The sequence below is a fragment of the Micromonospora sp. NPDC005324 genome (assembly GCF_040607155.1).
Classification (GTDB): domain Bacteria; phylum Actinomycetota; class Actinomycetes; order Mycobacteriales; family Micromonosporaceae; genus Micromonospora; species Micromonospora trifolii.
On sequence record NZ_JBEXGE010000015.1, the window covers coordinates 12,448 to 32,936 of the forward strand.

9 protein-coding genes are annotated in these 20,489 nt (G+C 70.2%); 8 read left to right on the forward strand and 1 reads right to left on the reverse strand.

Annotated features, from left to right (window positions below; all coding sequences use genetic code 11):
• The first annotated feature begins 809 nt into the window (after positions 1-809).
• The 8 genes from ABZS40_RS17285 to ABZS40_RS17320 all read left to right on the forward strand — a co-directional run bounded on the left by ABZS40_RS17285 (position 810) and on the right by ABZS40_RS17320 (position 19,194).
• Positions 810-10,694, forward strand: coding sequence for a LamG-like jellyroll fold domain-containing protein (locus tag ABZS40_RS17285; protein ID WP_354944242.1), 9,885 nt, complete (start codon positions 810-812; stop codon positions 10,692-10,694).
• A 46-nt stretch (positions 10,695-10,740) separates the two neighbouring features.
• Entirely contained in the window at positions 10,741-11,115 is a 375-nt protein-coding gene (locus ABZS40_RS17290; RefSeq protein WP_354944243.1) for a hypothetical protein, read from the forward strand.
• Between the two features lie 87 nt (positions 11,116-11,202).
• The gene (locus tag ABZS40_RS17295; protein ID WP_354944244.1) at positions 11,203-13,545 is read left to right on the forward strand and encodes a hypothetical protein; all 2,343 of its coding nucleotides are present in this window, start codon (positions 11,203-11,205) and stop codon (positions 13,543-13,545) included.
• Positions 13,546-13,629: 84 nt separating this feature from the next.
• On the forward strand, positions 13,630-14,373 hold the full coding sequence (locus ABZS40_RS17300) for a winged helix-turn-helix domain-containing protein (protein ID WP_354944245.1): 744 nt from the start codon (positions 13,630-13,632) through the stop codon (positions 14,371-14,373).
• A 71-nt stretch (positions 14,374-14,444) separates the two neighbouring features.
• Positions 14,445-15,410: a cytochrome P450 gene (locus ABZS40_RS17305; RefSeq protein ID WP_354944246.1), complete on the forward strand. Its 966-nt coding sequence runs from the start codon at positions 14,445-14,447 to the stop codon at positions 15,408-15,410.
• Entirely contained in the window at positions 15,407-16,204 is a 798-nt protein-coding gene (locus ABZS40_RS17310) for an isocitrate lyase/phosphoenolpyruvate mutase family protein (protein ID WP_354944247.1), read from the forward strand. The genes ABZS40_RS17305 and ABZS40_RS17310 overlap by 4 nt, the downstream gene beginning before the upstream one ends.
• 427 nt (positions 16,205-16,631) lie before the next feature.
• A complete protein-coding gene (locus tag ABZS40_RS17315) occupies positions 16,632-17,600 on the forward strand; it encodes a DUF5715 family protein (RefSeq protein WP_354944248.1) in 969 nt (322 codons plus the stop codon).
• Positions 17,601-17,604: 4 nt separating this feature from the next.
• Positions 17,605-19,194 (forward strand): asparagine synthase-related protein, encoded by a 1,590-nt coding sequence (locus ABZS40_RS17320; RefSeq protein WP_354944249.1) that lies wholly within the window; start codon positions 17,605-17,607, stop codon positions 19,192-19,194.
• Between the two features lie 9 nt (positions 19,195-19,203).
• On the opposite strand, the gene ABZS40_RS17325 is transcribed toward ABZS40_RS17320, so the two are convergent.
• Positions 19,204-20,415, reverse strand: a complete 1,212-nt coding sequence (locus ABZS40_RS17325; protein WP_354944250.1) for an SLC13 family permease — start codon at positions 20,413-20,415, stop codon at positions 19,204-19,206.
• Positions 20,416-20,489: the final 74 nt, after the last annotated feature.

Genomic DNA, 20,489 nt, shown 5'->3' on the forward strand with positions numbered 1-20,489 from the left:
GCTGGGTCGAGCGAGTCGCGTCAGAGGACCGGAAGGTGTCGATGCCGGCCGAGTACCGGGCTCGGCACGCCCTTGACCGGGCCTCAGTTGCCGCCCCCCAAAGAGCAGTAGGCGGGCCGATGCGGCTCGTCCCGTTCGCGTAACCGCCATCGGTAACACACAAATTGACCGCGATAGTTTTTTCAATAGCGATTCCCGGCTGGTCCGCAAACTGCGCACCCTGTTCGGCGCGTGCATTCACCCGCCGTGGACGGGGCCGTCATGCACGGCCGTGGATCGCCTGCCGAGGGCGGGTCGACGGACGGAGGTTCGGTCCGGCTGGTGAAGCCCGACGGCGTCCACGATGGACGGCCGGGGCGGATCGGAGCGAGCAGTGAACGGACCTAAGCGATCAAAGACCCTGCGCCTTGACGGAAAGTAATCGTCCCAGGTCGCAGCGCTGATCGGCGCGCGCTTCGCCGCCGTGGCTTGACAGCCGATTGACCGTGCTGCAACCTACAGCGGCATATCGATGAGTAGCAGCACACGGGGGTGTGAAGCTGTGACCGCTGACCTTGCGGCATTCTGCCGTGCCGAGGCGATATTTGTGTTGTTGGGCGACCCGCTCCGGCGTGAAATCCGTCCACCCGATCTGCCTCTTCGTATCTCCTGAGATTTTCGTCGACGGATGAGTCGACGCCGTACCGCCGTGCCCGTAAAGGGGGTAACGGCGATCGCACACCCGGCTTCGTGGGGCCCTCGCAGGTCTCGCGGCCCACGCATGCCTGTCTCCGCCTCTCAGCCCGTCCTCGATCCAGGGGTGACCATCCATGTCCTTCAGCATTCGGCGTCTGCCCGACCCGCGCGGTCGGCTGAACGATCTGCGTGGTCGGCCACTCCGGCAACGCTCGGTGTTCGGCTCCGGCACCAACCGGTCCGTCCTGGCGGCCGCCCTGGCCGGTGTGCTGATGCTCAACCTGGGTGGCAGCGGGGTGACCGCGCTGCCGGCGGGCGGCACCCGGGACCGGGACGGTGTCGCCTCCACCGGTCGGGGTGGCGGCGCGAAGCCGACGCAGGCATGGGGCTCGTCGGCGGGCAAGGCGCACGTGACGTCCGGACGGCCCAACCGTGACCTCCCGACGTCGCTGCGCGGGCAGTACCCACCGCACAAGCTCGCCGACAAGCCCGCCCCCGGACGCAACAAGGCGTCGGTGGCCACCGCACCCGTCGACGACACCCGAGGCTTCGACAAGCGCACCAGCCGGGAACGACCGGCCGAGCGCGGTGTCGACCAGCGGGTCTTCGACAACGCCGACGGCACCCAGACCACCGAATTTTCCTCCGCACCCATCAACTACCGCAAGGCGGACGGCACCTGGGCGCCCATCGACCACACCCTGGTGCCCGCCGCCCACGGGTGGGGGACCACCGCGGACTCGGTCGGGCTGCACCTCGCCGGGAACGGCGCCGCGAGCCAGGTGGCCCGGGTGAGCTTCGACGGTGACACCGAGTTCGGCTTCGGTCTGGCCGAGGCGACCAACGCGCCAGGCCGGGTGGACGGCAACGCCGTCACCTACCCCGGCGTACGCCCCGACGTCGACCTGCGTCTGGAGCCCCGGGCCGGTGGCGTGAAGGAAACCCTGGTCCTGCACTCGGCCAAGGCGCCTGCGTCGTACGTGTTCCCGTTGAATCTGCGCAACCTCACCGCGAAGCTGGTCGACGGTCAGGTCGTCCTCAGTGACCGGGACGGGCGCCAGCGCGGGGTCATCCCGGCGGGTTACATGGTGGACGCAGGCTCCAGCACGGCCGGTCCCGCCACCTCCACCAAGGTCGCGTACGAGCTGGTCACCACGGGTGGGCAGACCGCGCTGAAGGTGACCCCCGACCGGGCCTGGCTGACCGACCCGGCCCGGCGGTACCCGGTCGAGGTCGACCCGACCGTCGGCCCCCCGGTCGACGCGGTCAACGCCGACAGCAGCATGTACGTGCACGGCGACCGCTCCATCGAGGGTAAGGACGAGTTGCTCGTCGGTCGCTCCGCTAATGACAACGCCGCGGCCTACCTCAAGTTCGGCAACCTTGTGAGCCGACTCCAGAACCACACCATCCACGGTGCGGCGCTCTCCGCTGTCAACTTCGACGCGGGCTCCTGCAAGGCGCGGGCAGTCACCGTCCACCCGGTCACCGGGTCGTGGTCGGCCGGCACCGGCTACTCGTACCCGGGCCCGTCGGTGGGTGGCGCGCTGGTCAGCCGCTCGTTCGCCCACGGGTACGTCGCTCTCGGCCAGTCGCAGTCCGCCTGCCCGGCGGCCGGGGAGATGTTCGACCTCGGCGCCGGCGGCCGTAACCTGGTGCAACGCTGGGTCAACGGCCAGCAGGCCAACAATGGTCTCTCGCTGCGGGCGTCCACCACCGACACCTCGGCATGGAAGAAGTTTGCCGGTACCGGCACGGCCAACCCCCCGGCGCTCTACGTCACGCACAGCCCGTACAACGCCGGGTACGCGATCCCGAAGCCCACCCCGGAGCCGGCCGTCCTGCGTAACCAGGACGGCAAGGTGAAGGTGACCGTCACCAACCTCGGCGCCGAGGCCTGGACGCCGGCCAACTACTACCTCGCCTACCGGGTCTACAACGCGCAGACCGGCACCGCGGTGACCCAGCAGCGGGCGGCGAACCTGCCCACCACGTTGGCCCGTGGCGCGAAGGTCACCCTCGACGCGACAGTCAAGCGGTTGGAGCCCGGCTCCTACTTCCTCGACTTCACCATGGTGCGTACCGGTGGAGCGGTCTTCACCGACCACCAGGTGCCACCCGGTCGGATCGTGCTCCAGGTGTTCGACGTGCCCCCGGTGGTGCAGGAGCTCTACCCGGAAAACGGCTACCAGGCACCCACGCTCACCCCGTTGCTCTGGGCCCGGGCGGTGGACACCGACGCCGCACCCGGCGCCACCCTGTCGTTCAAGTTCGAGATCTGCGACCGCACCGACGCCGGCGCGGCGACCAACTGCACCAACTCCGGCTACCAGGCCAAGCAGTCCTGGGTGGTGCCCGCAGGCCGAATGGTCTGGGGCAAGAGCTACCTGTGGCGGTCCTTCGTCAAGGACAGCGCCAACGAGGTCATCTCGCCGTACTCCACGATGATCAGCTCGGTGCCGCAACCCGACCTGCTGTCCCGGATCGCCACCTCGCCCAACGCCGAGCAGGGCCGCGAGTTCGACGCGCAGACCGGCAACTTCGCCACCTCCGCGGTGGACGCCACTGTGGTGACCGTCGGGCCGGAGCTGAACCTGGTCCGCACCTACAACAGCCTCGACCCCCGCACGTCCGGTGTCTTCGGCGCCGGCTGGTCGAGCCGGTACGACATGACGCTGGTCCCCGACAACGACGGCACCGGCAACGTGGTGGTCCGCTACCCGGACGGCCAGGAGGTGCGGTTCGGCAAGAACCCCGACGGCACGTACGCCGCGCCGCCGGGCCGGGTCGCGAAGCTCAGTGTCGACAGCAGCAACTGGAAGCTGGTCGACCGATCCGGCAGCACCTACCAGTTCTCGCTGCTCTACAAGCTCCAGAAGATCACTGACATTTCCGGCCGCGCGGTGAATCTGGTCCTCGACCCGATGACCGGCAAACTAGCTCGGGCCCAGGTCTCCAACAGCCAGAGCAACACCGCCGGACGGTCGCTGACCTTCACGTGGAACGGCAACCACATCGAGACGGTCAGCACCGACAAGGTCAACGGCGCGACACTGACCTGGAGGTACACCTACAACGGTGACCTGCTGACCACTGTCTGCGGGCCGGAGTCCGCCTGCACCAACTACGCCTACGCGGCCGGATCGCACTACCGCACCGCAGTACTCGACGCCAAGCCCGACTCGTACTACCACCTCGGCGAGGCCGAGGGCACCGGCGCGGCCAGCGACGTGGCGATCAACCTGGGCAAGGACGCCGGCACGTACCGCAACAACGTCACCCTGGGGCAGCCCGGTGTTGTTGAAGGCACCACCGGCACCGCCGCTGCCTTCAACGGCACCTCGGCCTACCTGGAACTGCCCAAGGGGCTGGTGAAAAAGAGCCGCGACGTCTCCGTCGAGCTGTGGTTCAAGATCGGCCTGACCCAGACCGGTGGCCCGCTCATCGGCTACCAGGACAGGGCCGTCGGCACCGCCGCGACCAGCGGCGCGCCCCTGCTCTACACCGGCACCGACGGCAAGCTGCGCGGCCAGTTCGCCAACGGCACGATCGCACCGATCACCTCGGCCAGCACCGTCAACGACAACAAGTGGCACCACGTGGTGCTGTCCGCGATGGCCAACACCCAGACCATGTACCTCGACGGTGAGAAGGTGATCCCGCCGGCCGGGCAGACCGGGCAGCCGATCGAGCACTCGCTGCTGACCTTCAACCAGGTCGGCCTCGCCTCTGCGACCTCACCCACGTCGTGGCCGGGCTGGGGCAGCACCGCACAGCGTTACTTCGCCGGCACCATCGACGAGGTCGCCGTCTACTCCCACCCGATCGGCCCGGACACGGCCAGGGCGCACTTCCGGTATGCCAAGCCGGCTGCCCAACAGCTGACCCGGGTCACCCTGCCCAGCGGCCGGGTCGCCACCGAGGTCGAGTACGACACTGCCACCGACCGGGTCAAGGAGTACACCGACGACAACGGCGGCACCTGGAAGGTGGGCCAGCCCACCGTCTACGGCGGCGACACGGATCTGCGGCGCAGCGTCCAGGTCCTCGACCCGGCCAACCGCCCCTACCTGTACGAGTACGACGCACTCGCCGGTCGTCTGCTGCGCTCCGGCACCCCGCTCGGACTGGAGACCCGGGAGGAGGACCGGCCCGGGCAGACCAGCCCGCCGCCGAGCCCACCACCGACCGAGGTCTGCACCCAGCCCGACCCGAACGATCCCGCCTTCTGCACCGTGATTCCCGGCGACGCCGGTGGGCCGATCTTCGTGCGCCACCCGTTGGACGGCATGGCCATCCGCTCGTTCTCCTACAACGAGGACGGCCAGCAGAGCAAGGTCACCAACGAGAACGGCGACACGGTCGAGATGACCTACGACAGCCGGGGGCGTCTCGCCACCCGCAAGAGCTGCCGTACGCCCACCCAGTGCTTCACGAACTACTACACCTACTCGACCGACATCACGAACCCGCTCGACCCGCGCATCGACCTCGCCGTGGCGCAGCGCGACGGCCGATCCACCGGCCCGACCGACAACAACTTCCTGACCGCCTTCGCGTATCACCCCAGCGGTCAGCTCCTCACCCAGACCAACCCGGACGGCAGCCTCGTCACCCACGCCTACACCAGCGGCGGCGAAGTCGGCATCAACGGCATCATCCCGCCCGGGATGCTGGCCAGGAGCATCACCAACGCGCAGACCAAGCCCACCGCCTACGCGTACTACGCCAACGGTGACCTGCACAAGGTGACCGAGCCGTCCGGGCTGGTGACCGAGTACACCTACGACGCGCTCGGCCGGCGGATCACCGAGAAGGTCACGTCCGACACCTATCCCGCGGGTGTCACCACCACGATCACCTACGACGGGCACTCCCGGGTCGCCACCGTCACCGGTCCGGTCACCACCGACGCCGTCACCGGCAAGCAGCACCAGAGTCGGACCGTCAACGAGTACGACGCCGACGGCAGCCCCACCAAGGTCACCGTCTCCGACCTGCTCGGTGGTGACCCCGAGCGGGTCACCAGCACCGAGTACGACGACGAGGGCCGGCCGGTCCGGGTCGTCGACCCCGAGGGCAACGAGACCAGCTACGGCTACGACCGGTTCGGCAACAAGACGACCATGACCGACGCCAACGGCAACCGCTACGACTGGGCGTACACCGCGCAGAACAAGGTGGCCGAGGTGCGGCTGCGGGACTGGCGCAGCGACCCGGCCGGCACCCCCGGCACGGGCACCGGCGACTACCTGGTCCTGCACTCCTACTCGTACGACTTCGCCGGGCGGCTGGCCAGCGACACCGACGCCATGGGCCGGCGACTGGAGTACAGGTACTACCGCGACGACCTGCTGGAGAAAATCACCCTCAAGGACTTCCGTAACCCCGACGGCTCCAAGCGGGACTACGTCGTGGAATTGAACACCTACGACGGGGCCGGCAACGTGACCCGCAAGGTCGGCGCCAACGGCACCCAGATCACCGACCACACGCCGGACAGGACCGGCAAGGTGAAGAGCACCGTGCTCGACCCCAGCGGGGTGCGGCGCACCAACACCTTCACCTACGACTTCAACGGCAACGTCAAGCAGGTCGTCCGCACCGGTAACGCGTCGAACCTGACCTGGGAGGTGCTGGCCACCTCCGAGGTCGTCGACTACGCCTACGACGACGCCGGCAACGTGACGACCGAGAAGGTCACCGCCGGCAGCGAGACCAGGGTGACCAGCTACACGTACGACCAGCGCGGCCTGCGCACCTCGGTCACCGACCCGCGCGGCAACGTCTCCGGCGCCGACAAGGCGAAGTACACCAGCACGATCCGCTACGACGAACTCGGCCGCCAGATCGGGCAGAGCGGCCCGACCGTCCTGGCCGAGAGCAACGGCAACGCGGCCGTCACTACCAACCCGACCAGTTCGGTCGGCTACAACACCTTCGGCGAGCAGGTCGCGGTCAAGGACCCACTCGGGCGGGTCTCCACCTCCGAGTACGACAAGCTCGGTCGGGCGGTGCGCAGCCTCGCGCCGACGTACCAGGCTCCCGGGGTGTCCCAGACGGTCACCCCGGAGCACAAGCTCCGCTACGACGCCCTGGGCAACGTGCTGGAGGAGACCGACCCGGCCGGCACCACCAACTACACGTACGACCAGCTCAACCGGCTGACCGTCCGGGACGAACCGTCGAAGACCAATGCCGACCGGGCGCTCACCCGCTACACCTACACCCGCACCGGTGAGGTCCTCTCGGTCACCGGCCCGACCGGCGCCCGGGTCGAGTCGACCTACGACGACCTCGACCGGCAGGTCACCCAGACCGTCGTCGAACGCCGCCCGACCACCCGCAACCTGGTCAGCAAGCTCGCCTACGACGACGCGGGCAACCTGACCTCGTCGTCCTCCCCGACCGGGGCGACCACTGTCAACACCTTCAACGGGGCCGGCGACCTCACCCGCAGCACCGCGCCGACCGGCGAGGCCACGATCTTCGGGTACGACTTCGCCGGCCGCCAGGTCCGGGTCTCCGACGGACTCGGCCGCACCACCCGGGTCGGGTACGACCAGTTCGGCAACCGGGTCAACACCCTGAACCTCAAGGCCGACGGCACGGTCCTGCGCACCCAGAGTTACGGCTACGACGTGGCCGGCAACATGATCTCGTCGAAGGACCCCTACAACACCATCACCACCTACGAGTACGACGCGGCGGACCAGCTCGTCAAGCAGGTCGAGCCGACCGACGCCGACCCGATCACCACCACCTTCGGGTACGACGCGGCCGGTAACCGGACCCGCTACACCGACGGCCGTGACAACTCCACCATCTACACCTACAACACGTTGGGCCTGCCGGAGTCGGCGATCGAGCCGTCCACGGCGAGCCACCCGACCGCCGTGGACCGCACCTGGACGGCCGCGTACGACGCCGACGGCAACGCGGTGCGACTCAGCGCCCCGGGTGGGGTGAGCCGCACGCGGACGTTCGACGCGGCCGGCCGACTGACAGTGGAGACCGGTTCCGGGGGTGACACCGCGACCGCGACACGGACCCTGGACTACGACCAGGGCGGTCGGTTGACCAGCGTCAACGCCCCCGGTGGCAGTAACACGTACAGCTGGAACGACAGGGGTGGGCTGCTGTCCACCGCCGGCCCGTCCGGCACGGCGAGCTTCGACTACAACGACGACGGCCAGGTGACCAGCCGCACCGACCTGACCGGCACGGCCACCTTCGGCTACCTCAAGGGTCGCCTCGACACGCTCACCGACGGCATCACCGGCCAGCAGCAGAAGCTGGACTACAACGCCGCCGGTGACGTCAAGACCGTCGACTACGGCGCCGGCCGTGTCCGCACCTTCGGGTACGACGACTACGGGCGGATCGCCAGCGATGTGCTGCGCAACGCGGGTGGTCAGTCGGTGGCCTCGGTCGCCTACGGCTTCGACCTCAACGGCCACCTCACCAGCAAGAACACGACCGGCACCGCCGGGGCCGGCAACAACACCTACGGCTACGACAAGGCCGGCCGGCTGATCTCCTGGACCAGCCCGGCCGGGACCGTCACGTACGCCTGGGACGCCAGCGGCAACCGGGTTCGGGCCGGGTCCAAGTCCGCGACCTTCGACGAACGCAACCGACTGCTCGCCGACGGCGACTACACCTACGCGTACACCCCGCGCGGCACCCTGCGGACCCGCACCAGCTCCGGTCTGGCCGAACAGTTCTCCTTCGACGCCTTCGACCGGCTCACCGGGGCGCAGGACCAGACCTACACCTACGACGGCCTGGACCGGGTGGCGTCTCGCACCGGGAACTCGTTCGTCTACGCCGGTCTGGGCGACGAGGTGGTGCACGACGGGTTCGAGTACTACGGCCGCGGCCCGAGCGACGAGTTACTTGCCACCGCCCAGGGCGCCGACAAGCGGCTGTCGCTGACCGACGCCCACGGCGACGTGGTGGCGGCCATCAACCCGGCCGACACCCAACTGTCCACCCTGAACGACTCCACGGCGTACGACCCGTTCGGCAAGAAGGTGACCAGCACCGGCAGCACAGGCCGGCTGGGCTTCCAGGGGGACTGGACCGACCCGGCCACCGGGCAGGTCGACATGGGCGCTCGCTGGTACCAGCCCGGCACGGGCACGTTCACCTCGCGGGACAGCCTCGACTACACCACCGGCGACTCGATCCTGGCCAACCGCTACACCTACGGTGCTGGCGCCCCGCTGGACTTCGACGACCCGGACGGGCACCTGCCGCGCTGGATGAAGCGCGCTGGGAACTTCGTGAAGAATGTCGCCTCCAGTGCCGTCAGCACCGTCTCCGGCTGGGGCGTGGCGGCGTGGAACACGACCAAGAGTTGGGCCGCCGCTACCTGGAACTTCGCCAAGTCCGCCGTCAGGGTGGTGGGGAATGTCCTCTCCAGCGCCGCGAACCTGGTCATCAACAAGGCGAAGGGCGCCATCAATTACGTCGGCAACGCGCTGAAATCCGCCGGTGATCAGATGGGCCGCGCCAAGGACTGGGCGAAGCAACAGGCGAGGGTGGTAGCCCAACAGATCTATCAGGCCAAGGTCGCGGTGACCGCCGCCGCGAAGAGCGCCATCAAGAAGGCCGTCCAGTTCACCAAGCTGCCGGTGGTCCAGGCCCTCACCAAGCCATTGCTGAAACTGAAGGAGGTGGTGTCGACCGGGTTCAAGGCGCCGGCAAGCGTCGTAGCGCTGGTCACCACGGCCATCAAGGACCCGAAGAAGTTCCAAGAAAACCTGCTCTTGGCGGCGACGCAGCGGCTGGCACCGTTGGTCGAGACTGCCGACAAGATCTGGGACAAGACGACCCAGTTCGTTGACGAACACTCCGCTGAGATCGTCGGATTCGCCGTGGGTGCGGTCGTCGGTCTGGGCTGCGGCGTGGCCATCGGCTGGACCGGTGTCGGCGCGGTGGCCTGCGGGGCGCTAGCCGGGGCGGTCGGCTCTGCGGTAACCGGCTACATGGACGGCAAGCGCGGCTGGGACCTCGCCGGGGCCACCGCCATGGGCGGCCTGTTCGGTGCCGGCGGAGGTGCGCTCGGCTCCATGGGCGGCCAGGCATTGGGTGCGGGCATTCGTGGGCTGGGTGGCGGGCTCCGGTCGGCCGGCAGCAAGGCGCTCAACGCGGGCATGGGCGAGGCCCGCAGCATTGGTCGAGGCCTGCTCGGCAAATGCCCCGGCAACAGTTTCACGGGCGAGACCCGGGTGCTGATGGCGGACGGTAGCCACAAGCGCATCGACCGAGTGCGGGTCGGGGACAGGGTGCTCGCGACCGACCCCACGACCGGGCGTACCGAGCAACGAGCGGTGACGGCGCTGATCGTGGGTGCCGGCAACAAAAAATTGGTTGAGATCACCGTCGGAACCGGTGGGACGCAGGAAGGCGCGACCGGGAAGGTTACCGCCACCGAGGGTCACCCGTTCTGGGTTGCGTCGATGGGCCGCTGGGTGACGGCAGGCCAATTGAAGGTCGGCTACGTATTTGAGACCGCTGACCATCGTCCCGCCTCCGTAGTTGCCGTCCGAAAGTGGATTGAGCGCCAGGTAGTCCACAACCTGACGATCGACGAAATTCACACATATCATGTGAACGCCGAGGGTGCCGATCTTCTCGTTCACAATTGCGATGACTTTATCGGCCCTCTGGACCATGTGGCTCTCGGAATGCGTGGCCGGCTTGGCGACTTCACCGATCAACTAGGCGCGCGCAATCTGTTGGGTGCGACAGATGCCAACTGGCGCAACGAAGTGATTGGCGCGATTGGTCGAACCTCGCGCGGGGAGGGGCAAATCTCCTTTATGCTCGACGGCCTGCCAGGAGCCAACGGAGGCGCCGCCAAGGTGCTAGCGAGGGCGCGGGCTACTCCAGAATCGCAACGACTGCACACCCAGTGGGAGTTGCTTCAGGTCGACGCCGCGGGGATTATGGACAAGGTTGACTTCTTCCGATTCAACCGGCGATTTGATGACTGGAGGAAAGTTGGCTAGGCAGCGGATTGTTCGAGGGGATCTGCCCTTACGGATTGAGGGGACAGTGCAGCCGTGGGCCATTGCGGTCAGCCACAGCCGGCTGCACCTACGAGGCCTCATAGGCGATCCCGAGGGTGACGAAAATCTTCAGGTCCTAGACGTGGTGTTCCATGATGTTTCGCGAATCTGCGTTTCGGACCTGTATCGCCAATTCGAGCTGCGGTTGGCAACTCCTGAGCAGAAGGCGGCCGAAGAGGAGCGCCTAGGCACACGGTGGCCACGCGCGTTAATGTATTTGCTCTCTAGCGAACGGACCGCCGATTACGTCGTGGCCGGCCGAGTCTATTGGGCTGAGTTTGATGTCTCGCCGACTGAACCTTCACCGTTGCTGCAGGAGCGAGAGGATGCCGGGGTTCCGGATCAGATTTTTTATGCCTGACGAATTACGCAGTAAAGGCCGCGTGGCCGAAGATGTCGTCTCATTCAATCCGAGATGAGGATGAAAGCTTTGATCCAACGAATCCGAGTGTTGTTGCTACCTCAGAAGACGCTCGCGGCGCTACTCGTTGCGGTGCTGTCTGTCGGACTGATCGCTGGTGCGCCGACAGCAGCCAGTGCGGACGCTGCCGGCAGGGGTGGTGACTACGTACCGATCGACAGCATCGCCCTGCTGGACACCCGTGACGGGACCGGCGGCACTACCGGCGTTCGGGGCGGCAAGTCCGTCACCACGTTCAACGCCGTCGGCGTCGGCGGTATCCCGGCCAGCGGGGTCAGCGCGTTGATGGTCGACGTGACGGCGATCTACCCCACCGCCAACACGTTCTTGTCGATCTACCCGGACCTGACGGACCGGGGCGCTTCGGCCATGAACGCCTCGATCGGTGAGGTCATCACCAACTCGGCGATGGTCAAGCCCGGTACGAACGGCAAGCTGGCGGTGCACAACGCGGGTGGCAACGTCCACATCAGAGTGGATGTGGTGGGCTACTTCACCACCGCCACCGGCACCGTCGGATCCGGCTTCGTGCCGGTGAACCACACCCGGGTGGTCGACAGCCGTGCGGGGCAGGGGATTGCCACCGGCACCCTGCCCACCAGTGGCATGCGTACCGCCAACATCTCCGGTGGCGGGCTGGTGCCCAGCACCGCGACGGCAGTCATGCTCGACGTCGTGGTGACCGGGTCCACCGGCAACGGTTGGATGACTGTGGGGTCGAGCGCGGTCGCGGAGACCGGCATCGACTACGTCAAGGGCAGCACCTCGATGGGCATGGTCGTCAAGCTCAACGGCAGCGGCGCTGTGACGTTGGACAACCGCGGCTCGGCCGTGCACGTCGCCATCACGGTCCAGGGTTACTGGACCGGTAGCCCGACCGCCGGCGCCGGCCTGCGGCCGCTGACGGCGACCACCCTGTACGACAGCCGTTTCCCCACCGGCGCCCAGCCGGTGCCCGCCAACGGCAGCGTTGACGTCGCCGTCGCCGGCACCCGCGGCCTGCCGACCCGCGGCATCGCCGCTGCCGTCCTCAACGTCCACGCGGTCAGCCCGACGGTCGCCGGGTTCCTCACCGTCACGCCGTTGGACGGCACCCCCAACACCGCCTCCACGGCCAACTTCCCGGCGCCGCACATCGCCCGGTCCAGCCTCGTGGTGACCAAGCTGGGCACCGAGGGCAAGGTCCGGATCAAGAACAGCAGCGGCGGTACGGTGCACATCGTCGTCGACCTGCAGGGCTGGTTCGCCGACCCGCTTCCGTTCCTGCCGACCGAGTCCTTCTCCCGTTCGACGGCGTTGCAGGGAGAGCCGAGCGACGGCAGCTCACTCGGGGTCATCGTCTACGCGCACACCGACAACACCGGTCAGGTGCGGGTCGTCCACCAGCAGAACCCGGACGATTTCAGCAGCGTCCAGCACATCCCCCAGTTCGGTGCGGAGGCGTTCACCGGGCAGCCCGCGTTGAACGTGCAGAGCGGCAGCAAGCAGGTGCAGATCAGCGCCCTGCACACCACCGGCACCGTGTGGACGGGTGCCCAGACGGCGGCGAACGCGGCGACCTGGGCGACGACCGGGAACCTGGGCGGCACCATGGTGGGCCGGCCCGCCACTGTCACCCTCGCCGACGGCACCAGCGTGATCTTCGCCGTGGACGTCGACGGTCGCCTGTGGCACTACCGCCAGACCGGGACGGGTGCGTCGTGGAAGAGCCTCGGTGACGTCGACCTTTCCGGCGGCGTCACTCTGGTGAAGGTTGACACCGGTGTTCGGCTGGTTGCCACCACCATGACCGGCACCATCACGACAGCGGTCTACTCCACCGACGGCACCCTCAGCGTTTGGGTCGACCTGGGCGGGAACGTGACCGGTGTGCCGGCCGCCTTCCTCAACCAGGGCTACCGCACCGGCGTGGTGGCCCGTGCCGCCGACGGTTCGCTGGTCATGAAGAAGCAGGAACTGGGCGGGGCCTGGCCGACCACCTGGCAGACGGTGGGCACGTTCACCGCGGCCGGGTCCCCGGCCGCGATCCTCGACCCGGCATTGGGCCGGATCGCTGTCGTCGCCCGCGGGCCCGACAACGAGATGTACCGGGTGTACGAGACCGAGCAGGGCTCGGGCACCTGGGGTGAGTGGCTGCGCCTGTACGAGAACCCGGGCGACCCGACCGCCGCCACCGCCGCCACCGATCCCACCATCGCGCCGATCCAGAACTCCGGCGGAACCGGCTTCGTGGTGGTTTACCGCAACCGGAACAACACCACCATCGCGCTGGACCGGCGGTTCGCCGCCCCCGGCGGGATGGCGGCAGCGAAGGTGAGTCCGTCGGCGGTCAGCTTCGCCGCGCACCTGATCCCGACGCCGAAGGGCTGAACCTCGGCACCACCAGCCCTGGGGGCCGCCGTCCACGTGACGGAGGCCCCCAGGTCGCTGTTCACCGGTACCTAGACTGGGCCGATGAGCGTTGGCACCGACGGCCGGGGGATGGCCGATCTGGCGGCCCTGCTGGCCGACGGCACCCGCGCCGGGATGTGCCTGGCGCTGCTCGACGGGCGTGCGTGGACCGCCGGTGAGCTGGCCCGGCGCGCCGGTGTCGCCCCGTCGACGGCCAGCGACCACCTCACCCGACTCGTCCGCGGTGGCCTGCTCGTCGAGGAACGGCAGGGCCGGCACCGCTACCTGCGGCTGGCCGGGCCGTCGGTGGCTCAGCTGATCGAGGACCTGGCCGGGCACGCCCCGGCCACGCCCACCCCGACCGGGTCGCTGCGCGCGACGACCGCCACCGCCTCCCTGGCGTACGCCAGGACCTGCTACGACCACCTCGCCGGGCGGCTGGGCGTGCTGATGTACGACGCACTGCTGGCCGAGCGGCGGCTCGACCGGTCCAGCGGGTTGGCGCTCACACCCGACGGGTGGGCCTGGGCGGCCGGGTTGGGCGTACCCGTGGACGTGCTGCGCGCCGCCCGCCGCCCGGTGGTCCGCGACTGCCTGGACTGGACCGAACGCCGCCCGCACCTGGCCGGAGCGCTCGGCGCGGCGCTCTGCCGCCGCTTCACGGACCTGGGCTGGATCAACCAGGGGATCGGCCGCGCCGTCCGTCTCACTCCCACCGGCCGACAGGGCCTGGCCGCAGCCCTGGCCATCCCCGACCACACCCTCGACCCGCCGGCAGCCCCGCCGCCCACGAGCGGCCGCGCCTGACGGGCGACCCCAGGTGACCGCGCCGGGATCCTTCGGTGTGGGCCGAACGATTCGCGCCCTACGGTCGGGCGGTGACTGAAAACTGGCCACACATTGCGCCCGCCCCGGGAACACCGGCGTGTGGGCCACCCTCCTTCGAACCGGAACGCGGGTGGTGGGTGACCCGGCACGCCGACGTGCGGGCGGCGCTGACCGACCCGGCGTTCCAGGTGCCGGCCGTCGACACCGGTCCGCCCGGCACCCTCGCCTGGCTGCGCGCCACTGTCAGCCGGTTCAGCCCACCACGACGGCACGCCGACCGTCGGGCGGTCGCAGTGACCGCGCTGGCCCCGCTGAACCCGGACGACCTGCGCCACGACGCGGCGCGGCTGACCCGGGCCGTTCTCGACCGCATCGGCGACCGCGTCGACGTGATGCGGGAACTGGCCCGGCCGGTGCCGCTGCGGGTGTTGGCCGATCGCCTCGGTTTCGCTGATCCGGCAGCCGCCGGGACGGCGGTCGCGGTCGTCGCGACGGCGTACCACCCGGGGGTGGACCCGGCGTTGACCGCGCGGGCCGACCGGGCGGTGGCGGCGCTGCTGGCGCAAGCGCCGCAGGGTCCGCCGGAGGTACTGGCGAACCTGATCGGTCTGCTGGTCCAGGCGTGCGACGCGACCGCCGGCCTGATCGGTGCCGCCGCCCATCACCTGCTGCCCCCGGCCGTCCCGCGAACGGCGTCCACGGCCCGGACCGCCGACCTGCTGGCCGAGGTGCTGCGCCTCGACCCGCCGGTCCGGGCCACCCGACGGGTCACCGTCGACGGGGTACGGCTGGGCGGGCGGGAACTGCCGGCGGGCAGCCTTGTGCTGCTGCGCTTCGACGCGGCCAACCGTGACCCGCAGGCGTTCACCGAACCCGCGGCGTTCCAGCCCGGTCGGCCCGGAGCCGAGCTGCTGACCTTCGGGACGGGGGAGCGGGGTTGCCCCGGCGACCGGCACGCCCTGGCGCTGGCCACCGGGGTCCTCGACGTGCTGCGGGAACGCTTGAGCGTCCGATGATCGACCGTCGTGCCGCGTTCCACGCCCTGCACCGCGCCGGGCGTCCCCTGCTGTTGCCCAACGCGTGGGACCACGCCTCGGCGGCGGCGCTCGCCGCGCGTGGACATCCGGCCATCGGCACCACCAGCCTCGGGGTCGCCGCGACCGCCGGCCTTCCCGACGGCGCTGCGGCCACCGCGACGGAGACTCTCGCCCTGGCCCGCCGGCTGGCCCGGCTGCCGGTGCTGCTCACCGTGGACGTGGAGGCCGGGTTCAGCGACGACCCGGCGGAGGTCGCCGAGTACGTGGCGGAGTTGGCCGGACTCGGCGTGGTAGGCATCAACCTGGAGGACGGGCGCGCCGACGGCACCCTCGCCGACACCGAGGTCGCCGCTGCCAAGGTCGCGGCGGTGAAGGCGGCGGTGCCGGAGCTGTTCGTCAACGCCCGCACCGACACCTGGTGGCTCGGGGTGGACGACCCACTGCCGCAGACCCTCGCTCGCGCTCGTGCCTACCGGGTGGCCGGTGCCGACGGGATCTTCGTGCCCGGGACTGTCGACCTGGCCACCCTGCGCGTCCTCACCGAGCAGATCGACGCTCCGGTGAACGCGCTGTACCAGCCGGGTGGGCCGGGGCTGACCGAGTTGGGCAGGGCCGGTGTCGCCCGGGTCAGCACCGGCTCGCTGCTGTTCCGGGCCGCGCTGGCCGCCGTGGTCGCCGCCGCCGACGGGGTGCGCGACGGCGGGCTCACCGCGCCGCGAGGGCTGCCGTCGTACGCCGAGGTGCAGGCCCTGGTGCCGGCGGACGGCGACTGACGGTCGTGGGCCGGGCGCTCGGCGGTGAGTGGCGGGCTGGGCTGGGCTCATGCTCTGCGGCCCGTCGGCGGGGCCGTGCTCGGGCTCGCGCGGGACGGCCCGGTGGGTGGTGGGTGGTGTGTTGGTCGGTGCCTTTGGAGCTGAATCGTTTGTGACATCACGGGCCCGCTCGCTCCGGGATCCGGGCTCGCGCTCGGGTGTGGTCTCCCCAGGCGGGCCGCCCCGGGAAAGGGGGCCGGCGGCGGTGGTTCGTTGGCGACATCAGCTCCAAAGCCCCCACAACCAAGGGGAACCTCCCGGGCGGGTGCGTCGTCCACGCTCCGTTCGGGGGGAGATAGGAGGAATGTTCGGTCCGTTCCGGTCCCGATGATTACGGTGTGTTTCAGGGCGAACCACCCAGTGCCGTGACCGGAGAGAGGGACCCGTCATGCGAGTGCCCAGCCGTAGCCCGGGACAGCAGCCCGGTTCGCCTCCGTCGCCCACCGCTCCGGCGCGCCGTCGACCCTCCGGCGCGACCCCCCGCCGCGTCCCCGCCCCCGCCCCCGACCTGCCCGCCTACCGGGCCGCCGTCGCCGAACTGCTGGTCGAGGTCGGCGCTCTGGCCGACGCGGCGAGCACCCGGGCCCGGCAGGTGCTCATCGACGAGCGGCTGCGGGAGCCTGCGCTCGCCGCCGTCCTCGACGCCACCCCGCAGGGGCTGATCGGCGCGCGCGAGACGCTGCTGCTGGAGATGGCCCGCTACCAACCGAACGCCCGCACCTCGGCGGCTGACCTCAGCGCACTGGTCCGGATCTACCTGCTCTCCCGCATCGACGTGCTGTGGTGGCAGGACGCGCCGACCTTCGTCACCGACGACCAGGTCAACGGCAGCGCCGATCTGGTCGACCTGGAGTGGCTGCGCCGCCGCGACCTGCTGCGCTTCCGCTACCAGGAGCAGCCCGCCTCCATGCTGGGCCGGGCCGCCCGCGGGCTGCGTCGCCGGCTGCGACCCGACGCCACCCCGCGCACCGCGGGGTTGCTGTTCCGCCGCGCCCGACGCGAGGTGGTGGCCCTGCTCAACGACATCGGACGGGAGTTCACCGCCATCGCGCCCCCGGCCACCCCGCCGCTCTGGGTGACCAGCCTGGTCCGCAGCGCCGAGCACCAGTACCGGCTGCGCCGCCTGGGCTACGCGGCGATGCTGCCCAGCGGGCACTGCCTCGGCTACTCGGCCGACGTCGAGCTGGCCTGGTTCGAGCGTTTCGGCGCCCGGGACGCCCTGGCTGAGCTGCTGCTGAGCCGGCAGGAGGCCGGTGAGCTGAACGTGATCGACGAGGGGCAGGCCTGGCACCTGTGTCTCGCGCCCACCGCCCGGCGTCGCCTACGCCGGGCGTACGAGGCCGAGATGGGGGTCTGAGCCGGTGTGCGGCATCGCGTTGAGCATCGGCCCCGAGGCCGACCCGGCGACGTTCCGGCGGATGCTCGCCGCCCTGGCCCCACGCGGCGAGGTCACCGAGACCCGCTCCGAGAGCGGGCTGCTCGCCGGCACCCGTCGGCTGCGGGTCGTCGACCGGGACCGGGCGGTGCAACCGTGGACGTCGACCGACGAGCGTTGGCTGCTCTGCTTCAACGGCGAGATCTTCAACTACCGGGAGTTGCGGGCACAGCTGACCCGCCTGGGACAGGCCTTCCGCACCGAGAGCGACACCGAGGTGCTGCTCGCCGCGTTCCAGCAGTGGGGCGAGGCGGCAGTGACCCGGCTGCGCGGTGAGTACGCCTTCGTGGTCGTCGAACGGGCCACCGGCCGGGCATATCTGGCCCGCGACCCGCTCGGCGTCAAGCCGCTGTACTGGTCCCGTCGGCCCGGCTGCCTGCACCTCGCCTCCGAGGTCAAGGCGCTCGTCGGGCACGGCGCCCCGATCGCCGAGGTGCCGCCCGGGCACCACGGCTGGGCGGAGGCGGACGGGCACGTGCGACTGGGCCCGTACGTCGACCTGCTCACCATCGGCGACGGCCTGCCGGTCATCGACGACCCGGACGAGGCCGCGCTGCTGGTCCGCGCCGCGCTCAGCGACGCGATCCGGATGCGGGTGGAGACCGACCTGACCGTCGGGGTGGTGCTCTCCGGTGGGCTGGACAGCTCGTTGACCCTGCGGCAGGTGCGGGACATCCACCCGGACTGCGTCGCGGTGACCGTCGGCGTGGCGGACAGCCCCGACGTGGCGTACGCGCGGCGGCTCGCCGCCGACCTCGACGTGCCGCACGTGGTGGTCGAGCTGCGACCGCGCGACATCCGGCTCGCCGACGTCCGGGAGGCCATTCGGATCTCCGAGCTGACCGAGTACGGCGACATCATCAACGCGGTCGTCTCGGTGCCGATCTTCCGGCGGCTCCGCGACCTGGGCATCAAGGTGGTGCTGACCGGCGACGGGTCCGACGAGCTGTTCGGCGGGTACCCGATGTACCACCAGGTCGCCCCGGCGGCGGCCCGCCGACTGTTCCTGCACCGGATCCGCAACCTGTGCCGTACCGAGTTGCAGCGGGTCGACCGGGCCGCCATGGCTCACGGCGTGGAGGCCCGGGTGCCGTTCCTCGACCTCAGCGTGGTGGAGCTGGCGATGCGGTTGCCGGTGGATCTGAAGCTGCGCCACGGGCAGGAGAAGTGGATCGTCCGGCGGGCGTTCGCCGACGTGCTGCCCGACTACATCCTCCGCCGTCCGAAGAACCCGATGTCGTACTCGACGGGGTTGCACGAGCGGGTCCGGCTCTACAAGCCGCTCTTCGCCCGGGTGCACCGCTCGTTCGGCTACGACCTGCAGGAGCCGGTCCGTCGGGACTTCGACACCGTGCTCAGCCGCTGCGGCAACGACCTGGACCGGGCCATCGCCGACGGGCTGAGCCGACCCGACTACACGGTCCTGGAGCACGCCCGCGACCTCGTCGGCGCGGCCAAGTGGAACGCCGCTCCGATGGTCCGCCGGCTGGTCGGCCCACGCCCGGCCCGCCACTGACGGGGGCGGTCAGCTCACCAGCAGCAGCGCACCGACCGCGGCGAGCGTGGCGGTGACCGCGAGCAGGGTGCTGGTCAGCACGAACCGGGTCAGCGGCACCGCCACCCCGGCCGCCCGGCAGCGCTCGAACCACAGCAGGGTGGCCAGTGACGCCCAGGGGGCGGCCAGCGGGCCGACGTTGGTGCCGATCAGCAGGGCCAGCAGGCGGGTGTGGTCACCGGTCGGCAGCACCGACTCACCGGCCAGGTAGGCGGGCAGGTTGTTCACAGCGTTGGCGAGCAGTGCTCCGGTGCCACCGGCGCGCAGGGCGCCCAGCGCGCCACCGTCGGTGCCGACCAGGTCGGCGACCAGGTCGTCCAGCCCGTGCCGGCCGAGGGTCTGCACCACCAGGAACAGGCCGGTGACGAAGAACAGCAGCCGCACCGGGACCAGCCCCGGGCGCAGCGTGGCGGGGGAGCGGACCACGAACCCGACCAGTACCAGCGCGAGCCCGACGGTGGAGGCGATCTCGATCTCCACGCCGGCGAGGATGCCGGCGACGAAGATCAGGCAACCCGCGAGCGCCGTACGGTGCAGCACCGGGTCGGCCGGCACGTGCCGGGTCGGCGGGACGAAACGCCCACCGAGGGGCCGGTCCCTCCGCCACCACCCGAACCAGAGCACTGCCATCGTGACCGCCACGGCGGCGAGCTGCGGCAACGCCATCCGAGCCGCGTACGCCAGGGGTGCCAGCCCGACCCGGTCGGCGGCGAGCAGGTTGGTCAGGTTGGACACCGGCAGCAGCAGGCTCGCGGTGTTCGCCAGCCAGACAGTGGTGACGGCGAGCGGGGCGGCGGGGATCCGCAGGTTCCGGGCCAGCGCGAGCAGCACCGGGGTGAGCAGCACGGCTGTGGTGTCGAGGTTGAGCACGAGGGTGGTCAGCGTGGCGAGAGCACCGCAGAGCAGGAACAGCACCGCCCAACTGCCCCGGGAGGCGATGGCCAGTCGGCTGGCCAGCACGTCGAAGACACCGGCCACGGCGGTCAGCTCGGCGAGCACGATGACGGTGCCGAGGAACAGCAGCAGCGGCAGGATCCGGTGCAGGGTGGCGGTGGTCTCCGCGCGGGGGAGCAGCCCGCTCAGCGCGCAGGCCGCCCCGACCACGGCGAGGACGGCCGCCACCAGGTCCAGCGGGTGGGGTCGCCAGCGCGTGGTCGGTTCGGGCGGGGCGGCAACTGTCACATCTGTTCACGTTGGCACAGCGTCTGGCCAGCCGGTTCGCAACCCCCGTCCTGGTGACGGGCCCCACCGTGCCC